At 46.5% G+C, this 19,174-nt stretch carries 19 protein-coding genes; 6 read left to right on the top strand and 13 right to left on the bottom strand.

Going from position 1 to position 19,174, the window contains the following annotated elements; translation table 11 throughout:
- Position 1: 1 nt before the first annotated feature.
- Complete coding sequence (gene rpsR / locus BM367_RS02985) at positions 2-271, bottom strand: 30S ribosomal protein S18 (protein ID WP_092457500.1); 270 nt, start codon at positions 269-271, stop codon at positions 2-4.
- Positions 272-283: 12 nt separating this feature from the next.
- Positions 284-655: a 30S ribosomal protein S6 gene (gene rpsF, locus BM367_RS02980; protein ID WP_245759876.1), complete on the bottom strand. Its 372-nt coding sequence runs from the start codon at positions 653-655 to the stop codon at positions 284-286.
- 138 nt (positions 656-793) lie between these two features.
- On the opposite strand from rpsF, the gene htpG reads away from it, so the two are divergent.
- Positions 794-2,644: a molecular chaperone HtpG gene (htpG, locus tag BM367_RS02975; RefSeq protein ID WP_092457497.1), complete on the top strand. Its 1,851-nt coding sequence runs from the start codon at positions 794-796 to the stop codon at positions 2,642-2,644.
- Positions 2,645-2,657: 13 nt separating this feature from the next.
- Here the strand turns inward: htpG and BM367_RS02970 are convergent, their stop codons facing one another.
- The 4 genes from BM367_RS02970 to BM367_RS02955 all read right to left on the bottom strand — a co-directional run bounded on the left by BM367_RS02970 (position 2,658) and on the right by BM367_RS02955 (position 7,123).
- Entirely contained in the window at positions 2,658-3,932 is a 1,275-nt protein-coding gene (locus BM367_RS02970) for an ABC transporter permease (protein WP_092457494.1), read from the bottom strand.
- Between the two features lie 173 nt (positions 3,933-4,105).
- Positions 4,106-5,920, bottom strand: coding sequence for a tetratricopeptide repeat protein (locus tag BM367_RS02965; RefSeq protein WP_092457491.1), 1,815 nt, complete (start codon positions 5,918-5,920; stop codon positions 4,106-4,108).
- Positions 5,921-5,956: 36 nt separating this feature from the next.
- Positions 5,957-6,868: a PstS family phosphate ABC transporter substrate-binding protein gene (locus BM367_RS02960; protein ID WP_092457488.1), complete on the bottom strand. Its 912-nt coding sequence runs from the start codon at positions 6,866-6,868 to the stop codon at positions 5,957-5,959.
- A gap of 21 nt (positions 6,869-6,889) precedes the next feature.
- On the bottom strand, positions 6,890-7,123 hold the full coding sequence (locus BM367_RS02955; RefSeq protein ID WP_092457485.1) for a hypothetical protein: 234 nt from the start codon (positions 7,121-7,123) through the stop codon (positions 6,890-6,892).
- Between the two features lie 191 nt (positions 7,124-7,314).
- Here BM367_RS02955 and BM367_RS02950 point away from each other — a divergent pair, with 191 nt between their 5' ends.
- The gene (locus BM367_RS02950) at positions 7,315-7,824 is read left to right on the top strand and encodes a low molecular weight protein-tyrosine-phosphatase (RefSeq protein ID WP_245759875.1); all 510 of its coding nucleotides are present in this window, start codon (positions 7,315-7,317) and stop codon (positions 7,822-7,824) included.
- Entirely contained in the window at positions 7,817-9,187 is a 1,371-nt protein-coding gene (gene hisS / locus BM367_RS02945) for a histidine--tRNA ligase (RefSeq protein ID WP_092457482.1), read from the top strand. The genes BM367_RS02950 and hisS overlap by 8 nt, the downstream gene beginning before the upstream one ends.
- Here the strand turns inward: hisS and BM367_RS02940 are convergent.
- From BM367_RS02940 to BM367_RS02925, 4 genes are all read right to left on the bottom strand, one after another.
- Positions 9,169-11,241 carry a protein-disulfide reductase DsbD family protein gene (locus tag BM367_RS02940; RefSeq protein ID WP_092457479.1) on the bottom strand — a complete coding sequence of 691 codons (2,073 nt, stop codon included), beginning with the start codon at positions 11,239-11,241 and terminating at the stop codon, positions 9,169-9,171. The two genes, hisS and BM367_RS02940, sit on opposite strands and share 19 nt — an antisense overlap.
- A 125-nt stretch (positions 11,242-11,366) precedes the next feature.
- Positions 11,367-12,086, bottom strand: coding sequence for a phosphoribosylformylglycinamidine synthase subunit PurQ (gene purQ, locus BM367_RS02935; protein ID WP_092460885.1), 720 nt, complete (start codon positions 12,084-12,086; stop codon positions 11,367-11,369).
- Between the two features lie 82 nt (positions 12,087-12,168).
- A complete protein-coding gene (locus tag BM367_RS02930; protein WP_092457476.1) occupies positions 12,169-13,203 on the bottom strand; it encodes a hypothetical protein in 1,035 nt (344 codons plus the stop codon).
- A 1-nt stretch (position 13,204) separates the two neighbouring features.
- Positions 13,205-14,740, bottom strand: coding sequence for a hypothetical protein (locus tag BM367_RS02925; RefSeq protein ID WP_143103932.1), 1,536 nt, complete (start codon positions 14,738-14,740; stop codon positions 13,205-13,207).
- Positions 14,741-14,955: 215 nt separating this feature from the next.
- Here BM367_RS02925 and BM367_RS02920 point away from each other — a divergent pair, with 215 nt between their 5' ends.
- Together BM367_RS02920 and BM367_RS02915 are read left to right on the top strand one after the other, a co-directional pair.
- Positions 14,956-15,867 carry a TIGR01777 family oxidoreductase gene (locus BM367_RS02920; protein WP_092457470.1) on the top strand — a complete coding sequence of 304 codons (912 nt, stop codon included), beginning with the start codon at positions 14,956-14,958 and terminating at the stop codon, positions 15,865-15,867.
- Positions 15,868-15,906: 39 nt separating this feature from the next.
- Complete coding sequence (locus BM367_RS02915) at positions 15,907-16,359, top strand: GNAT family N-acetyltransferase (protein WP_092457468.1); 453 nt, start codon at positions 15,907-15,909, stop codon at positions 16,357-16,359.
- 3 nt (positions 16,360-16,362) lie between these two features.
- On the opposite strand, the gene fabD is transcribed toward BM367_RS02915, so the two are convergent.
- The 3 genes from fabD to BM367_RS02900 all read right to left on the bottom strand — a co-directional run bounded on the left by fabD (position 16,363) and on the right by BM367_RS02900 (position 18,373).
- Positions 16,363-17,247 carry an ACP S-malonyltransferase gene (gene fabD, locus BM367_RS02910; RefSeq protein WP_092457465.1) on the bottom strand — a complete coding sequence of 295 codons (885 nt, stop codon included), beginning with the start codon at positions 17,245-17,247 and terminating at the stop codon, positions 16,363-16,365.
- Between the two features lie 84 nt (positions 17,248-17,331).
- Positions 17,332-17,934, bottom strand: coding sequence for a GTP cyclohydrolase I FolE (gene folE / locus BM367_RS02905; RefSeq protein ID WP_092457462.1), 603 nt, complete (start codon positions 17,932-17,934; stop codon positions 17,332-17,334).
- A gap of 31 nt (positions 17,935-17,965) precedes the next feature.
- Positions 17,966-18,373 carry a 6-pyruvoyl trahydropterin synthase family protein gene (locus BM367_RS02900; protein ID WP_092457459.1) on the bottom strand — a complete coding sequence of 136 codons (408 nt, stop codon included), beginning with the start codon at positions 18,371-18,373 and terminating at the stop codon, positions 17,966-17,968.
- Between the two features lie 103 nt (positions 18,374-18,476).
- Between BM367_RS02900 and mqnB the strand changes: the two genes are divergently transcribed.
- The gene (gene mqnB, locus BM367_RS02895; protein WP_092457456.1) at positions 18,477-19,172 is read left to right on the top strand and encodes a futalosine hydrolase; all 696 of its coding nucleotides are present in this window, start codon (positions 18,477-18,479) and stop codon (positions 19,170-19,172) included.
- Positions 19,173-19,174: the final 2 nt, after the last annotated feature.

The raw sequence follows: 19,174 nt of genomic DNA, 5'->3' as shown, positions 1-19,174 counted from the left end.
ATTATTTCAGCATATCAGTTACATAGGGAAGCAATGCCATCTGGCGGGCTTTTTTTACGGCTGTAGCCAGTTTTCGCTGATATTTCAGGGAATTACCGGTAATGCGGCGGGGAAGCAGCTTCCCTTGTTCGTTCAGAAATTTTTTCAGAAATTCTGCGTCTTTGTAATCAATATATTTGATACCCAGCTTTTTGAAACGGCAATATTTTTTTTGCTTTTTTTCAATGCGGGTAGCCGTTAGATATTTGATCTCAGGTTGTTTGGTCGCCATAGTTATGAATAATTAGGCATTCAGGTTATCAAATTCTTTTTGAATGGCATTTTGCTGAATTCCAGCTCTGCGCTTGGCGTTGTATTCTACCGCATATTTATCCAGGCGGGTAATCATGTGTCGCATGACCTGTTCATCGCGGTTCAGCTGAACGGTAAGCCTGGCATTGAGGTCGGATGGCGCCTGATATTCCAGCACCCAGTAAAGACCGGTAGTCTTTTTCTGGATGGGGTACGCCAGTGATCTGAGTCCCCAGGGTTCCTGATGGACGATAACGCCGCCATTTTCCTGGATAAAATCCACATACTTCTTCTGCATGGCGGCATATTCTTCCTCAGAAAGAATCGGGGTGAAGATCACCATCAATTCATAGTTGTTCATCATACCAGTGTTTAATGAATTTGGGAGTGCAAAGATAGGAGAATTTATGAAACCATACCAAGACAATCTGTCAGCAGTTGGGGGTGGCACAGGGTTTGAAAAGCGGCAAATCGTAGTTTTGCCTGCTAAACCCAGATTGTTATGCAAAAAGGTCAGATACGCGTCCACACAGAGAATATTTTCCCCATCATCAAAAAATTTCTCTACTCCGAACATGAAATTTTTCTCCGGGAGCTGATCAGCAATGCAGTGGATGCTACCCAGAAACTGAAAATGCTGGCCAATAGCGGCGAATTTAAGGGAGAGCTTGGAACGCTTGACATAGAAGTGAAGCTCGATGCGGCTAAGCGCACGATTACCATTTCAGACCGGGGCATCGGGATGACAGCTGAGGAAGTAGACCGGTACATTAATCAGGTGGCTTTTTCCAGTGCAGAAGAATTTCTCAGTAAATACAAGGGAGATGGGGCATCCATCATCGGCCATTTCGGGCTGGGTTTTTATTCGGCTTTTATGGTAAGTGAGCGGGTAGAAATTGTGACCCGTTCCTATCGGGAAGGAGCGCAGGCTGTGCGCTGGGTTTGCGATGGAAGTCCCGAATTTACCCTGGAGGAAGCTGAAAGACCCTGGCGGGGTACTGATGTCATTTTGCATCTATATGAAGACAGTCTTGAATTTCTGGAGCCCGAACGCATCCGGGCTATTTTGCTGAAATATTGCCGTTTCCTGCCGGTTCCGATTTATTTTGAAGGAAAGCAAATCAACAATACCGAACCCATCTGGATCAAAAGGCCTTCAGAGCTCACGTCGCAGGATTACCAGAAATTCTACAAGGAGCTATATCCTCACTATGATCCTCCGTTATTCTGGATTCATTTGCATGTGGATTATCCGTTTCATCTGAACGGGGTATTGTATTTTCCCAAAATCAGCCGCAACTTCGATATTCAGAAAGACCGCATCAGCCTGTATTGCAATCAGGTGTTTGTGACGGATGAGGTCAAGGATATTGTGCCCGAATTTTTAATGCTATTGCATGGGGTGATTGATTCTCCCGATATTCCGCTAAATGTAAGCCGCAGCTATTTGCAGGGCGATCCCAATGTGCGCAAAATCAACAGCCATATCACCAAAAAAGTAGCCGATAAGCTGGAAGAAATCTTCAAGCAGGATCGCAAAGAGCTGGAAGAAAAGTGGGAATATATCGGGTTGTTTGTGAAATATGGCATGATGACCGATGATAAGTTCCGGGAAAGGGCACAGGCTTTTCTGCTTATGCAGGATGCCTTTTCAACGTCCACCTGGTATACTTTGGCTGAGTACCGGGAAAAAGCTGCGCCGCTGCAGACCAATCAGGATCAAAAATTGGTAATCCTCTACACGACCGATGTGGATCAACAATACAGCTATCTGCAAGCTGCACGTGACAGGGGATATGTGGTGGTAAAACTCGATTCCATCATTGATGCGGCCTTTATCCAGTCGATGGAAGAAAAATGGGAGGATGTGGTATTTACGCGTGTAGATGCCGATATACCGGAACGCCTTGTGAAGCGCGATGAAAGTTCACACAGTGTACTTACTGCCCAGCAAGAAGCCAGGCTGAAAGAGCTGTTTGCCAAAGAAGTACCGAATCCGGCTTATCGGGTGGAGCTGAAGGGTCTTTCTCCGGAAACTCAGCCTGTGGTGGCCACCCGGCCTGAGATGAATCGCCGGTTAAAAGAAATGGCTTCCATGAGTGGGCAGGCTGCCAGCTGGTATGGACGCATTCCCGATGAGCTGGTGCTTACCGTGAATACCAACCACCCCATTTACCAGCAGATTTTACAGGAACAAAATGAAGAGCAACAGCGGAAAATGATTCGCAACCTGGCTGATTTGGCCCTTTTGTCGCAACAAATGCTCAGTGGGGAAGCTTTAAATCAATTCATTCAACGCAGTATCGAGTTGATGAGTGGCATAAAAAAATCATCCATCATTTTGCCTTCCTGAGCAGGATTGATATTTATTCATAACGCAGGGCCACAATGGGATCCAGGCGGGCTGCCTTCATAGCCGGATAAACACCAGCTACCAGGCCCACTGCTGCGCATAAGGCTATGGCTCCACCAATCCAGAGCCATGGCACGATGAAGCCAGCGTGCAACAACAACGATACCAGGTTGCCAATGGCAATACCTAATACAATGCCGAGCCCGCCTCCTAAAAGACTGATGAGAATCGATTCGTACAAAAATTGATTGCGAACCGTAATCGCTGTAGCCCCAATGGCTTTATTTACACCGATCTCCCGTGTACGTTCGGCTACGGCCACCAGCATGATATTCATCAGTCCAATGATGGAGCCCAGCAACGTAATCAATCCTACGCCGAATGTGAGAAAACGCACTTTTTTCAAACTGCCAAACAGCATATCGGCAAGTGTATCGCTGCGCGTGATATAGAAATTATCAGCTTCATTCAAAGCCAGATGCCTGACGAGGCGGAAGGTACCCGTAGCTTCATCAATAGCTGTATTCAGCAGGGCAATTTGCGGCACCATCACGCCAATCTGAAAAGAACTGTTGCTGCTGATTGGGTACACGCGGCGCACATTGTTGAGCGGAAGAATTACCAGATTGTCTGCACTGAAAATACCTGTATTCCCTACTGATTTCATGACGCCCACGACCCGATATTTTACCATGCCGATGCGGATATCTTTTCCGATCGCTTCCGAAGGTCTTGTGCCAAATAATTTCTGAGCGATATCATGCCCGATGATCGCCACATTTGAGCCGCTCTGCAATTCATCGGGATTCAGATTCCGGCCTGCATCAAAATCAAATCCGTTGATCTTGACATAATTTTCATCGGCACCCATGACCGTTACGTTGGGATTGGTTTTTTTATCTTCAAAATATACCGTAGCGGTGCCTGATGCCCGGTAGGAAATGCTTACAACAGCCGGAAAGCGAAAACGTTGCTTAAAAGCCATAGCCTGTTCGTAGGTGATGGGTTGGTTGCGGTTGGATGTTTTTACTTTTTGCTTGGTAGAGCCTTTCTGGACCTGCTGGCTTCCCCCGAAAAAAATGCGCATTTCCCAGCTGCGAATTACAAAGCCGTTGGCACCCATCCTTGCAAAATTGTTGTAAATGGATGTGCGGATACTTTCAATGGCTGTGATAATGCCCACTAAGGCAGTTATACCCAGGGCAATGATGGCAATGGTAAGTCCGGTACGCAGCCGGTTGCCTTTTACAGAACGAAACGCTAAGAACAGGTTATCTGAAAATTGCATAGGCTATGCGGCATTCACGTGAATAAAGTTAGGCAAAAATGCTTGAGTTAAAGACTGAAAAGATTTGAATGGTCAAACGCCTTGCTCAACGGCAATTCAGGCTGATGAATAAAAACAAACCCCTTCTTCGTAGCGAAGAAGGGGTTTGAATCTATATCGTGAGAATCAACCTGCTATCCGCCGCTTTGTTTTTTCTTTTTCTCGTATTCCCGCATTTTGGCATTGTATTCATCCAGCTGTTTGTAATAATCCAAAATTTGCTGGGAGGTGGAATCACCAGGGTTAATTTTCAGGGCTTTTTGGGCAAAGCTGGTAGCGCCTTCGCGGTTTTTGGCGTGGAGATAATTAACCGCAATCTGGGTATAAATCTGAGAAGCCAGCTGAGGATTGTAAGTAGCCAGTTTATCGGCATACGAACTGGCTTTATCGTAATCGTTTTTGGTGAGGTAGGAAGCAGCCAGATAGTAGTATACGCGTGTAACCTGGCTCTGATTTTCTGCATTCACAGTATCAACCAGGCTCAGGTATTTTTGCAAAGGCTCAATGGCCAGTCCCACAGGTCCGGTTGAAGCCGTATCTTTCATCATCAGGGCTTGCCCCCAGTAATAATAAGCGGTACGTTGATTCGGCTTTTCGGGGAATTTTTTCGCCATTTCCTGGAACACGGCCACTGCGCTGTCAGGCTCATCGCTGTACATGAGGGAAAATCCATACCAGAAATAATCCGCAACCTGTGCCTGACCGTCGGCAAGATTCAGAATTTTTTTGTAGTACAAGGCTGCTCCCCGGAAATTATCCTGTTTACGCAGGTCTTCTGCTATACCCCGCAGGGCATTCAGGTCGCGTGTGGTATCAGCGTCAATGGCTTTGGCAAAATACACATTGGCGAGTGAATCCTGATTGAGTTTCATCAGGATCTGGCCATAAGTCTGATAGTCAAATTTGGCATACCTGGGGTCTGGATGCCGGGAAAAATAGATATCCATATTCTTTTTGGCATCCAGGGAATCACCCAGCGCCAGGTCGCTGACGGCAATGAGTTTGTACAGACGGGTTTGGGTGACATCATTCACCTGATTCATGATTTCATTTGCCTTTTCGATAGCCTGGCGGTATTTGGATGTATCGTGCTGCAGCAGACCCTGGGTATAGAGCAGATCCACAAGGTTTACTTGTGCATTTACTTTATCATCGGCCAACCCCATGTATTGGTTCAGATATTGTTCGGCTGAATCCAGGTTGCGCAGCCGGTAGTATTCATACAGATGCAGATAGGCAGGGGGGTAGTTAGGATTGGCTTCAATAGCCTTATGATAATATTCAAGGGCATTGTCAAAGGCACGGGCGCTCATCAGCACTTCGGCATATTTATCGTAGGCCTGTGCGTCTTTGGGATCGGCATAGAATGCGTTCTGATAATTGGTTGCTGCATCGCCTGCACCGCCTGGCAGTTGCAGCTGGGCATCGGCCAGCGCAATGTAATCATCGGCCGTGAAATTGTACTTTTTGTTTTTGCGATCGTTTTTCATTTGCAGCAGCAGGTCAATCGCATAGCGGTTATCGGCATTGGGAGATAGAGCCGTAGCTTCCAGGATGGCCCGCATCACTTCAAAATCACGTCCTTTGGAGGCATCATAAGCCTGCTGGATTTTTGCTTTGGCGTCATCGTATTTACCGTTGAGAATATCGAGGCGAGCCATGCCCACCGTATTCAGGGGTGAATTAGGATCGACCTGCAGCCCCTGCTGAAAGTCCATTCGGGCAGAGTCGGCCAGATCCAGCCCCAGATCGGCAAGGCCCAGGTAATAATAAGCCCGGTCATCTTTGGGATGAGTGGATAGGTATTGTTGCAAGATCTGCTTGGCTGTCCGGAATTTCTGATACTTCAGATTCTGAATGGCATCATCTACACTTTGTGCATGAACAGCCGCACCTGTGGCCAGACAGGCCAGCACCATGACAAACTTCTTGATAAAGCGCATCTTCATTGTGTATTCATTTTTTAATGGACAATAATATACAATTTATTGAATGGTAGCATCCCGGAATACAATATTCATCAAAGCCGGAAACAGGCGGTATTTTGCAATAATCAGCTGTCCCTTATCACTGGCCAGAAAATTGACAAAACCCGTACCTAATCCGTAATAGGGTTCCCGCAAAATAAAATAAAATGCACGAGTCAATGGATAACTTTTTAAGGCAATGTAGTATTGATAGGGCTTAAAGTATCGGGTTTCGCTTGCAGTCTTTAATCCAACCACGCGCACCTTTTTCAGAAATGATAGCGCCAGGGTATCATACGGATCTGATACCCAGCTTACACCTATCAATCCAATAGCATTGGGTGTGGAAGCTACATAATCAACCACCTGAGAAGGCCCATTGGCTGCCATTGCGTAGCTGGGTAAGGGTTTCCCGTGATTGATGGAATCAATGATGAATCGCACCGTGCTGGAGTTTTCCTCATCAAAGACCAGTTGCACAGGCTTGCCGTGATACTCGCCGGTGGTAATCTTTGCCAGCTCATCTACCGTCATGTTGGTATCCGGATTGGAAGGATTCACAATCACGGCAATGGCATCCCAGGCCAGGATTTTGCTTACTATGGGTTCTTTGATGCTTTTGAAATAAGCCTGTTCTTGTTCATTCAAATCACGGGTAACGATAATCAGGCGGGCACTGTCGTTGAGCAAATCTTTAAAACAATCGGCTTCCGGCTTGTAGGAAGCAATGATATGTGCCTGCGGATGCTGGGTTTCAAAAACCTTGATTTCCGAATCCATCAGAGGCTCATAGGAAATATCCACGCTGATATGAATAGTGCCAGATGTGGTGGTATCTGTGGGATGTTTTGCCTGCTGATTGCAGGAAGTCCAGGAAAAACATGCCAGCCAGAGGCCCAAAAATCCGGTTATGAGTCTTTGTGTTTTCATCCCAAAATAATTAACAGTATCTTAACGGTCCTGACCTGAATAAGAAAAATATGATTTCCAGCTTTTGATGACTCTGTACATTCCGTAAATCAGCAAAATGGCACCGAACACGTAAGTAAAGGTGTTGTCCAGCGAAAACTGCAAATGCAATTGCTTATGGAAAAACAGCACCAGTCCCACACACACATAGCATACTCCTATCAATCCGCTGACCATGGCGCTTAACTTTTTGCTTTTTTGTCGATATGGTTCCATACAGAAGCTGGCAATTATACAAAAAGATTTTCACTCATCTGCCTGGCCTCTCGTTGAAAAGATGAGCAGGCAATATTTTTTCCACAGCCTGTTTTTCAAGCCTTATGACGGGAAAGAATGTAATTTTGCCGCCTGGAATGCATTTTTAGCGTGAGAAGATAAGTATCTGCAAATTTTTAACAAACTGTTGCATGCATAGGTTGCCTACGCGGGTGTTGATGGTCTGTTTGGGAAATATCTGCCGTTCGCCGATGGCAGAAGGTATTTTCCGGAAATTGGCTGAAGATTATGGTTTGGCTGTTGAGGTAGACTCAGCGGGAACCAGCGATTGGCATGCCGGTGAAAAACCTGATCGCAGGGCCATTGCTACGGCAAAGCGCCACGGAATTGACATCAGCCAGCATCGCGCAAGGCCATTTGGCAGGGCAGACTTTGACAGGTTTGATTATATTTTTGTGATGGATAGAGATAACCTGCATCAGGTGATGCAGCAGGCGCGCCATGAGGATGACCGCAAAAAAGTGTTTATGCTGACGGAAGCCCTTTCACCGCAGCATCCGGTATCTGTTCCCGATCCCTGGTTTGATGATGCGTTGTTTGAACCTGTCTTTCAGCAGATAAAAGCTGCCAGTGAAGCCTGGCTGACGAAATGGATTGCTCATCCTGAAATGAAGAATACGAATCGCTATCAACATGATTAAACCTGCTTTACCCAAAGGCACGCGCGATTTTGCTCCTGATGCGGTGCGCAAAAGGCAATATTTGTTTCAAACCATCCGGACCTGTTTTGAATTATTTGGCTTTGAGCCTATTGAAACGCCGGCCATGGAAAACCTCAGCACCTTGCTGGGCAAATATGGCGAAGAGGGCGATAAACTCATATTTCGCATTCTGAATAATGGCAATATTCTTCCTCTTGCGCAGCAGGCAAAGGATAATCGGGAGCTGGCCAATTTGCTTTGCGAAAAAGCGCTTCGCTATGATCTCACCATTCCTTTCGCCCGCTATGTGGTGATGAATCAGCATCAGGTGGTGTTTCCCTTTCGGCGGTATCAGATACAACCCGTCTGGCGGGCCGACAGGCCGCAAAAAGGGCGCTATCGGGAATTTTTTCAGTGTGATGCAGATATTGTTGGCAGTCATTCCCTGCTGAATGAGGTTGAACTCATCAGGCTTTACCAGCTTGTATTTTCCCGCCTATCACTTCGGGTAAGCATTCGCATCAATCACCGTAAGTTTTTGCAGGCTCTGGCCGAATGTTGTGGGAATCCATCCTGGATGCCTGTGATTACCACAGCCCTTGATAAGCTGGACAAAACTTCCATGCAACAGGTGGAAGCCGAATTGCAGGAGAAAGGCCTGCCGGAACATGCGTTGCATCTGATCCGGGAGTACATGGACCTTTCCACTCAACCGGCGGATAACCGGCTTCAGTCCGTGCTGGAGTTGCTGAAACATCATCCGGCTGCCGCGGAGGCGGTGAAGGATGTATCATTTGTCATCGAACAACTAAAAAATACACCTTCGGCCTGGGCATCCGTGGACGTGGATTTTACCCTTGCCCGGGGGCTGGATTATTACACAGGCCTGATTCTGGAAGTAAAATCGCTGGAAGCAGAGATGGGTAGCCTGGGTGGTGGAGGGCGGTATGATAACCTTACGGGGTTGTTTGGCCTGCCCGGTGTCCCCGGAGTGGGCATTTCCTTTGGTGTGGAGCGCATTTACGATGTGATGGAAAGCCTGCAGCGTTTCCCTGCATCAACGGGTATGGCAACCCAGGTGCTCTGGCTCCGGATGGATGATGCCCTGCTAACTCAGGTGCTGCAATACGCTATGGAATTGAGGCAGGAAGGTATTGCCACAGAAGTATATCCCGATGCGGTGAAAATGGATAAACAGCTGAAATATGCCGACAAAAAGGGTATTCCGCTGGTGCTGATGTTGGGCTCAAGAGAATATGCCCGGCAAATGGTTGCCATGAAAGACCTTCGCAGTGGTGTGCAAACAGAAGTGCCTCTGGATCGGCTGAAAGAGACTATCCAGCTTCAGCTTGCGGTGCGCTGATGAAACTTATCCAATGCTTTTTGAAGGAATTGCAAAAAATGGGCTGGATCCGGATCGTAGCCATAGCCCTGATCCGAAAGTAGATTGCCCTGAGGATCCAGGATCACATAATAAGGCTGGGCATTTCTGTTAAATCTGGCTGCTTCAAAATCTGCATTTTTCTGCCCCAGGGTTTTAATCTTAGTACCATCCACCCGAGAAATATATTGCAGGCTATCGGGCAGCGGCGTACGATCGTCCACGTACAGGGAAAGCAAAATAAAATGCTGGTTAATCATCTGCCGTACAGCAGGATCTGTCCACACGGCATTTTCCATTTTCCGGCAGTTGACACACGACCAGCCGGTGAAATCTACCATCACGGGTTTGTGTTGTTCCCGGGCCACCTGCAAGGCTTCGTCGTAATCGTAATATGCTGTATATCCCGGCGGCGTTGATTTGGCAAAGATGTCTGCATATTTTCTGGGTTGGGCAGAAGCAAGCGAAGGGCCTGTGGCTACATATTGTGCCTGCGAGGGGAAATACATCCCCGAGTAATTGGGTAGAAATCCGCTTACGATGCCACGAAGCTCGGCACCAAACAATCCTGGAATCAGGTAAATGGTAAAGGCCAGAAACATCATGGCAAAAAACAATCTTGGGATGGAAAGGGCCTGAGGCGGGGCATCACCAGCCAGGCGGAGCTTTCCCAGCAAGTACAGTCCCGTTAGCCCGAAGATGACAATCCAGATAGCCAGGAAAACTTCTTTATTCAGAATGTTCCAATGATAGGCCATATCCACGTTGGAAAGAAATTTGAAGGCCAATGCCAGCTCCACAAAGCCCAGTGTAACTTTCACGGCATTGAGCCAGCCGCCGGGCCGAGCTACTTTCTGCAGCCATTGCGGAAAAATGGCAAACACGGAGAACGGAATGGCCAGTGCCAATGAAAATCCGAACATGCCTACCAGCGGGCCACTCACGCCTCCATGCACGGCCAGCACCAACAGATTGCCAATGATGGGAGCCGTACAGGAAAAGGAAACAATAGCCAGCGTAAGCGCCATGAAAAAAATTCCCGCCAGATTCCCTATTCCTGCCCTTGCATCTGTTTGGGTAGCCAGAGCGCCAGGTAATCGGATTTCAAAGGCACCCAAAAAAGATAGAGCAAACAAAACAAACAACACGAAGAAAATCAGATTCACCCAGATGTTGCTGGCCAGGGTGTTTAAAGCTCCTACACCCAGCAGACGCGTGATGATAAATCCCAGCCCGGTATAAATCACGATGATGGAAAGGGAATACACAGCTGCATGCCGGATGGCTTTGCTTCGGGATGCACTTCGTTTGATAAAAAAGCTTACGGTAAGGGGTATCATGGAAAATACACAGGGGGTTATCAACGCCAGAAAACCTCCGCCCAGGCTGGCCCAGAATATCCACCAGAGCGATTTACCGGGAGCTTCATCTGATTGACTTACAGCAACCACGGGGTTTGGTTCCTGATTATCGGTTTTTGAAACCTGGTGTGCATCAGCCTGGCCAGACGGCAGATTCATCAAACCAGAATCCGCACCAGCAGGGGAAGCTATTTGCCGGGATGCATGGCCTATGAGCTGAAATGAAAAAGGGACTTCTTTGGGAGGCAGGCAATTTTTATCATTGCAAACCATGTATTCCAGGCTACCTTCAATTTTTCCGCTTCCAGGTCCAGCCTGTTTAACCGTTTGCACAAAATCAACCTCACGTTCAAAATATTTCAGCACGGTACCAAAGGCTCCGTCGAAATGGGAGATTTTTTTACCATGTTCCTGCACAGGTCCGACCAATCTCCAGCCCTGTAGCTGCTGAAAGTGAAAGGATGTGGGAATAGGCCCTTCACCGGCATCCTGCGCATAAATGTGCCATCCGGGGTCAATGCTTGCCCGGAAATGCAGCTCATAGGTCGAATCGTTGATTTTTTGGGTAGAAAAATTCCAGCGAACCGGGTTTAACAATTGAGCATGGACACCCGTAAAACACAATAAAAACGCGAGTATCCATCCGTACGAAGCATTCATTTTCTTGTGCATCATGATCTGTTCGAATCTAAAAGTTTACGCAAAAATGCGGATCAGGCAACGTGATAGCTGAAACCAAGGCAACAAAAACCACGAATTTAACACTCCATTAGTCTTTCGTCATGCGGATTCCTGACAGTTTATGACACAGCCGAATGAAGCTGGTGGGAAGAGGAGTAGGAAAGGATGGATTCGAAGATCGGCCGTCCATCTGTATTTCCCAGTTCAGCCAGCACAGCTCGTTCCGGATGAGGCATCATGCCAAATACGTTTTTTTCCCGATTGCAGATTCCTGCAATATGATGCAGGGAACCATTGGGATTGCTGGTTGCAGATACTTCCCCGTGCTCATTACAATACTGAAATATGACCTGGCCGTTGGCAAACAGGTTTTCGATGGTATCTTCATCTGCATAGTATCTGCCTTCTGCATGGGCAATGGGCACCAGCAGCGGGCGATGAGCTGCCTTGCGTGTGAGCAGGGTGTGTGGCTGCCTGCTGATGATATAGGTGTTTCGACAGATGAAATTACGCCCGGCATTGGGCAGCAAAACCCCCGGCAGCAAATGGGCTTCACAAAGAATTTGAAATCCGTTGCACACACCCAGCACTTTTCCACCCTGGCGAGCAAAAGCAATAATCGAAGACATGATAGGGCTGAAGCGAGCCAGGGCACCGCAACGCAGGTAATCCCCGTATGAAAATCCACCCGGGAGGATAATCATATCGTCAGTGGAAAAAGCCGAAAGATCTGTGTCTTTATGCCATAAACGGATGACCTGTTGCCCCATGGCATGCAGGGCATCTATCATGTCCTGATCGCAATTGGAACCGGGAAATGTGACAACGCCAAATTTCATGCTGTCTGGCATTTTATCGGAATAAGCGCACAAAGCTTATGTGCAAACATCTACAAAGGTACTATTCCTGTTGAAAATGCCATTAGAAATGCCTGTTCCAGGGGAAAAGGTTGATCTGGGGTTGATGAACAGGTAGGTAAATAACAGCCCATGCAAGCAAAATCAGGAAAACATGCAGCAGATTGATGCTCCATTTCAGGCGATGTACAGGCACATACCACCACAGATTGCTGGAAAACGCTGAAATGACGATTACCAGCGGAAGCCAATAAGCCATGGAAGAAAACCCATCCCACAACACAAGAGCAGTTGCAAGGATTCCAAAACAAAGCAACAAGATCCAGCTTTTCCGCACCTGAATCGTCATTCCTGACATATGATGCCAAACCAATCCCAATCCGATTACAAACATCAATCCTAACACAACCAAACTCACCGTTACCCATTGATTGAGCCAATCCGTATGCCATTGCCAGTTTATGGTAAACTTCCAGATTTGCCAGGAGAAATGATTAAGCAAAAAACTGCCTACTGCATAAAAATAAATCGGAGTAAGCCATCCCATCATTACCAGTAACCATTCGGCTATCCGAAAAGGTCTATTGACCATCATTACCAAACACAGCAATATCAAAAAGATGCTGAAAGAAACAGATATCAAACTGGCTATACCAAGCATAAGCCCTGCATTGTAAATCTGTGCACGCCCGATGGATGGCTGATCGGGATGAAAAACAATACCAAGCGACGGTAGCAAAAAGCAACAGGCCACCAAAGAAGCAGACATTTGATTCCATGCCGGATGAAAAGTGCTGAGCAACAAAAAACTCATGGCAGGATAGTAATTTCTTCCCGGCAGAAGATGATAGCGAATCAACAGCTGATTGAGCTCCAATGCCAGAATAAAAAGCAACAATATTGCAATCCATTGGAAATGTCCATTTCCCCACTGCAAATCATGATGCAAAGCCGAGACCAGATAATTGTATAGAAAGCCCGCATGTGGATCGGGCATAACCGGTAAAGGGTGAATCAGAAAAATAATTTTCACTCCCAATGCATACAGCATCAGCCATATCAGTGTGGATGGATTGCCCGACCGAAACAAATGCGTCACGTCAGAATTGAATTTTTGCAAAGCAAACGAAATTCCGGTATATGCAGGGAATCACGGTTTCATTTGCACTGATTTGTTTCCCATAACGAGGCATAAACACATATCCCCGGTCAAGGCTGCGCATGGTGGGTTGCATGTTTAATTTCCCGTCAGGCGTAATGGTTACATCCCGAAGAATATAGGAACGTCTGTAAGGCTCATTATACAGAAAATGCAACGCCAGCCCGGTGTTCATCAACTGATAGGAAAGAAAGTCATCGGTTTGGTCATCATACTGATCTTTTCTTACAAAATTGCTCCACTCCAGCTTGCCTGTTCCGTCATATGATAGGACTGCAATATCGTTGTAATGAAATCGGCTGTAGCCCATGCTCCGGTAAAAAGGACTGTAAAACCACGGCGAAAAGGGCGTGTAATAAAAATCATAATATGGATACAATGTGTAAGGGCCATAGAGATAATCCCATCGATTCCATGGATTATAGCCTGAGCTTGAATAAAATGATTCAGCAGTGATTAGAAATCCTCCATCACTTTTCAGTATCAATTGCCGTAAAAAATATTCATCAAATGCATCATCGCGGGCAGCACCATTGCGTGCAGCTGCTTTCAGATTATCATCAAACGGTATAAACCGCACAATGTCCACGCTATCATCCAGATAACGATAACGCACATAACAAAGTCCAGTTACATCATTTTTTCGGCCATCATAATAAAATGAAACAGCGTAACCCAGGTGATGATCGTTATCCAGTTTCAGTTTAAACTCATCAACATATCGGCGGTTTAAAGAAATGGGTGCAGTGTAAAACGTATCCTCATACGCCGGCTTGCACACCATCCATGCATCTGACGCGAGGTCTTTGTTATTGGCTTTGCCTACCTTTACAAATACAAAATTGCCTTCATTATCCAGGTTAAAGCCGGTTAAATAATCTTTTCTGTTTTCCATAGGAAGCGAAACACGGCTGTTGTTGAGCAACTGCAGCTGATCGTTTAGTAAAAAGGTATAAAAAATATTGGTGAGCTCCTTGTTTTGATTGATTTTGTAAACCAGGATGCGTTGTTTATCATCACTGTATGTAACGGAATATAATTTATGTTTCAAGTTGCCAAAACCTACGTCTGTAGAATCAATCAGTACGGGCTGACCCTTGATGCTGGCATTTTCATCCATGATCATACCATAACAATACACATAACGGCGATATTGATATTGGTAGATGAGTATGAATTGGTTCGGATAATTGATAAAATCAACATTCAGCAGGTTATACCTGAACCTTAACGGAACCCGGTTTACAGGATTCATTTCATCATCATAAATGGAGATAGCTTCATCACCATTATTGTCTTTGTAAACCAGAATGTGCTGGCCTACTTTCCCGATAATTTCAAATGCGGTGTTGCGGGAATCATCCCGTTCAGGCTGGGAGTAAAATATTTTTTGTGCATAGCTGTTGATATGCAGCAGCAATATTGCGGCCAGACAGCCCTTCAGCAGGATATTGATACCATTGAATCTGCCAGACATATGCGTTTTATTTTTACAGATTATGTGTGGAATTGGGTAAACAAACATAATTCATCTGGTAGATTTTCCTTGCAAAAATTAAACTGATTTTTATGGTTGAGGAAATTTTTTTCCGGATTTTAAATCTCTCTTAACGATGCAGGTGATGCACGGGTTGTCTGTTGCGTTGTTAAACGTTTGTTTCGGTTTTTGCGTATAAATCCTAATTTGGTGGTATGCCAACTGTTTTAATGACCGGTGGTACCGGATTAATTGGGCAATCGCTGGTGAACATCCTGCAGCAGAGGGGATATCATATCAAGTTGCTCACCCGCAGCATGCGCGGGGATAAGCCCGGTGTCCAATACCTGTTGTGGAATCCTCAGCGTGGAGAGTTGCCGGTGAATGATTTGCTGGATGCGGATTACCTGATTCATCTGGCCGGGGCGAATGTTGCAGAAAAAAGATGGACGGCCGCACGCAAGCAGGAATTGCTGCTCAGCCGCACGCATACACTTGATTTGCTGTTTGATGTTTTTTCACATCATCCACACCGGCTGAAAGCCCTGATCAGTGCGTCTGCCATTGGATATTATAATGCTTCGCAGGATCGCTGGTTTGAGGAAACAGATGCACCGGGGCATGATTTTCTGGCAAAGACTTGCATGGAATGGGAAGCACATGCACAAAGATTTGAAAGCCTTTCTGTTCGGGTAGTCATGTTGCGCACGGGAATCGTCTTAAGCAGGCAGGGAGGCTTTCTTGCACCTTTTTTAAAGGCACTTCGCTGGGGAGTGGCTCCTATTTTAGGCAGTGGTACACAATGGATTAGCTGGATTCATATTCATGATCTTTGCCGGCTCTACGCCAATGCATTGATTACTGAACAGATGAAAGGTCCGTACAATGCCGTAGCCCCCGAGCCGGTGATGCAAAAAGACCTGATGCTCACTTTGGCCCGTATGCTTAAAAAACAATATTTCGTGCCCTTTCACGTGCCGGCCTTTATGCTTCGTTTGCTGCTGGGCGAGATGAGTACGGAAGTGTTGAAGAGCGTGCGGGTATCCGCACAGAAGCTGCAGCGCGAAGGTTTTCAGTATTCTTTTCCCGATATCTATACTGCGTTATCAGAGCTATTGCATACCTAACGTTCCGGAATAGGGCACAATCTGTATTTTTACAAGCCTATGTCAGTAAGGATTCGCAAGGCCGTAAAGGCCGATTGTCCGCAGATGATAGCTCTTGTAAAGGAATTAGCCGCTTTTGAGCGAGCACCTCATGAAGTTACCATCACCCTGGAGCATTTCACGGAAAGCGGATTTGGAGCAAATCCCGTTTGGTGGGCCTTTGTAGCAGAAGATGATTCAGGCCGGATCGTGGGAATGGCGCTTTATTACATTCGGTTTTCCACCTGGAAAGGGCAGCGCCTGTATCTGGAAGATATTATTGTTACGCAAGATATGCGGGGCAAGGGCATTGGGAAACAATTGTTTGAACGGTGTATTCAGGAAGCCAAAGCCAGGGGGTTGAGCGGCATGACCTGGCAGGTGCTCGACTGGAATGAGCCGGCTATCCGTTTCTACGAAAAATATGGCGCCCGCATCAGCAGCGAATGGCTTACCTGCCAGCTCGATTGGTAATGTTTATTCCTGGACCTGATGGGTCTGTACAGAGGAGTCAATTTTTTGAATTAACCCCGATAACACCTTTCCGGGTCCAACCTCTGTGAAGTCGCGTGCACCGTCGGCAATCATCATGCGGATGGTTTGGGTCCATTTCACCGGGCTGGTAAGTTGGGCAATAAGTTGTTCGCGGATCAAGGCGGGATCGGTGGTTGCGGATGCATTCACGTTTTGATAGATAGGGCAGGAGGGCGTATGAAATTCCACGGCTGCAATAGCTTTCTGCAATTTTTCGCGGGCAGGCTCCATCAACGGAGAATGAAAAGCTCCGCTTACCGGCAAAGGCAGGGCCCGGCGGGCACCGGCAGCTTTCAGCTTTTCACAGGCCATGGCAATACCCTGTTGGGTACCGGAGATTACCAGCTGTCCGGGGCAATTGTAATTTGCTGCCACTACGGTTTCTCCTTCAATGGATGCACAAATTCGTTCCACCTGTTCGTCGTCCATGCCCAGCACGGCTGCCATGCCCGAGGGCTGGAGGCTGCAGGCTTCCTGCATGGCCTGAGCCCGGGCTGCCACGAGCTGCAATCCATCTTCAAAACTCAATACACCGGCAGCCACCAGGGCTGTGAATTCGCCCAGTGAATGGCCAGCTACCATATCCATCTTTATTTCCGGATGCATCAGAAAGGCCACAATGGAATGCAGAAATATGGCAGGCTGAGTCACACGGGTTTGCTTCAATTCTTCCTCACTGCCTTCAAACATCAGATCAGATATCCTGAAACCCAATATCTCATTGGCATTTTCAAACAAATCCCTTGCGGCAGCATAGCGTTCATACAATGCTTTACCCATTCCCCTGAACTGGGATCCCTGTCCCGGAAAAACAACAGCATGCTTCATGTGTACAGATCATTGTGTGGCAAAAATGAACAGAATTTTTGCCACGCAAAAATCAGATGAAATCACGCAACATCCAAATGTATTTTATCGGTGCATCAGATCGGCACTGATCAGCCTGATGAATTCTGAGCGGGTGCGTTCATCCTCAAACTGTCCGGAAAAAGCAGAAGTGGTGGTTACCGAGTTTTGCTTCTGCACACCCCGCATCATCATGCAAAGATGCTGGGCTTCAATGACAACTGCCACCCCCAGAGGATGAAGCACATCCTGAATGGCATCCAGAATCTGATGGGTAAGTCTTTCCTGTACCTGCAGCCTTCTGGAAAAACAATCAACCACCCTTGCAATTTTACTCAGGCCAACGATATATCCATTTGGAATGTAGGCTACGTGAGCTTTCCCAAAGAAAGGCAACAAATGATGTTCACACAAGGAATACAATTCAATATCTTTCACCAGCACCATTTCACTGAACGACTCCTTAAATTTTGCGGATTCCAGAATCGCTTTTGGATCCATGTGATATCCCTGTGTAAGATATTGCATGGCTTTAGCTACACGATGCGGTGTTTTTTTTAATCCTTCCCGATCGGGATTTTCACCCAGCAGTGTCAGGGTTTCCCTGTAATTTTCTACCAGATGAGAGGTAATTTTTTCTTCGTACTGTTCGATTTTTTTGTATGACATGTGATGCAATTAAGAACATGAACAAATGCAGTTAATCGCCAAAATATTCTACATAAATATTTTCCGTTTCATAGAGCTTCACACAATGCAGTTTGCCTTGCCTGATTTCCGGTGCCAGTTGTTCCCAGATGGCTTTTGCAAAATTTTCCGTTGAACAGATTTTACCTTTCATAAAGGGCACATCCAGATTTAAATTCCTGTGATCGACCTGATCTAATATTTTTCGTTGGATGAGTTCATGTAATGCTTTGGCATCTGTCACATAACCTGTTTCAGGATCTATTTCACCTTTTACGGTTACATACAATACGTAATTATGTCCATGCCAGTTTTCATTTGCACATTTTCCAAACACTTCTTCATTCTTTTCCTTACTCCATGCAGGGTTATAAAGCTTGTGTGCTGCATTGAAATGTACTCTTCTGGTAATATACATCATGATACATACCTTTGTTCAAAATTAGGCAAACTTCATTGCTGAAAAAAGCATCGATTGATTAACAAAGGTTCAATCAAATTGTTCAAACAACTAAGAGTATATCATGCACATCTGGGTTACAGCACCAACGGCAATGGAAATACAACCTTTGATTTCCTGGCTCGAGTCGGATTCACAACAGACAGGCCAACAAAAATATAGGTTTCGGGGTCATGATATTGTAATAAAAATCACCGGAGTAGGCGCAGTGGCTACTGTTTTTCATCTTACGCGGGAGCTGGAGAAAGAAAAGCCTGATTGGATTTTACAGATCGGGCTGGCGGGTAGTTATGATGTGAAGCTGGCGCCGGGTTCTGTAGTGGCGGTGGAACGTGAGCGGCTGGCTGATCTGGGAGCTGAAGATCACGATTGTTTTTTGGATATTTTTTCACTGGGTCTGGAGTCACCGGATGCATTTCCCTTTGAGCAGGGATGGCTGGTAAACCCTTATCTGAAAAGGTTCCGGAATCTGGCGGTTCCTGTCGTCAAAGGTGTTACCGTACAGACCGTATCCGGATCGGCTGCAACCATTGCCAGGCGGGTGGCTTTGTATCAACCCCAGATTGAAACCATGGAAGGCGCTGCTTTTCATTATGTATGCCTGCACATGCAGGTGCCATTTATGCAGCTACGGGCGATTTCCAATTACGTGGAGCCCCGTGATAAAAGCAAATGGAAGATAGCAGAAGCCCTGGCCAGTTTGCATCAGACGTTGCAGCACTGGCTGCTCGCCTGGCCGGAACAACTGCAAATGCTTTAATT

The sequence above is a fragment of the Thermoflavifilum thermophilum genome (genome assembly GCF_900116565.1).
Lineage (GTDB): Bacteria > Bacteroidota > Bacteroidia > Chitinophagales > Chitinophagaceae > Thermoflavifilum > Thermoflavifilum thermophilum.
Note: the sequence above shows the minus strand (reverse complement) of the source record. Positions and strands in the feature narration are given on the sequence as shown.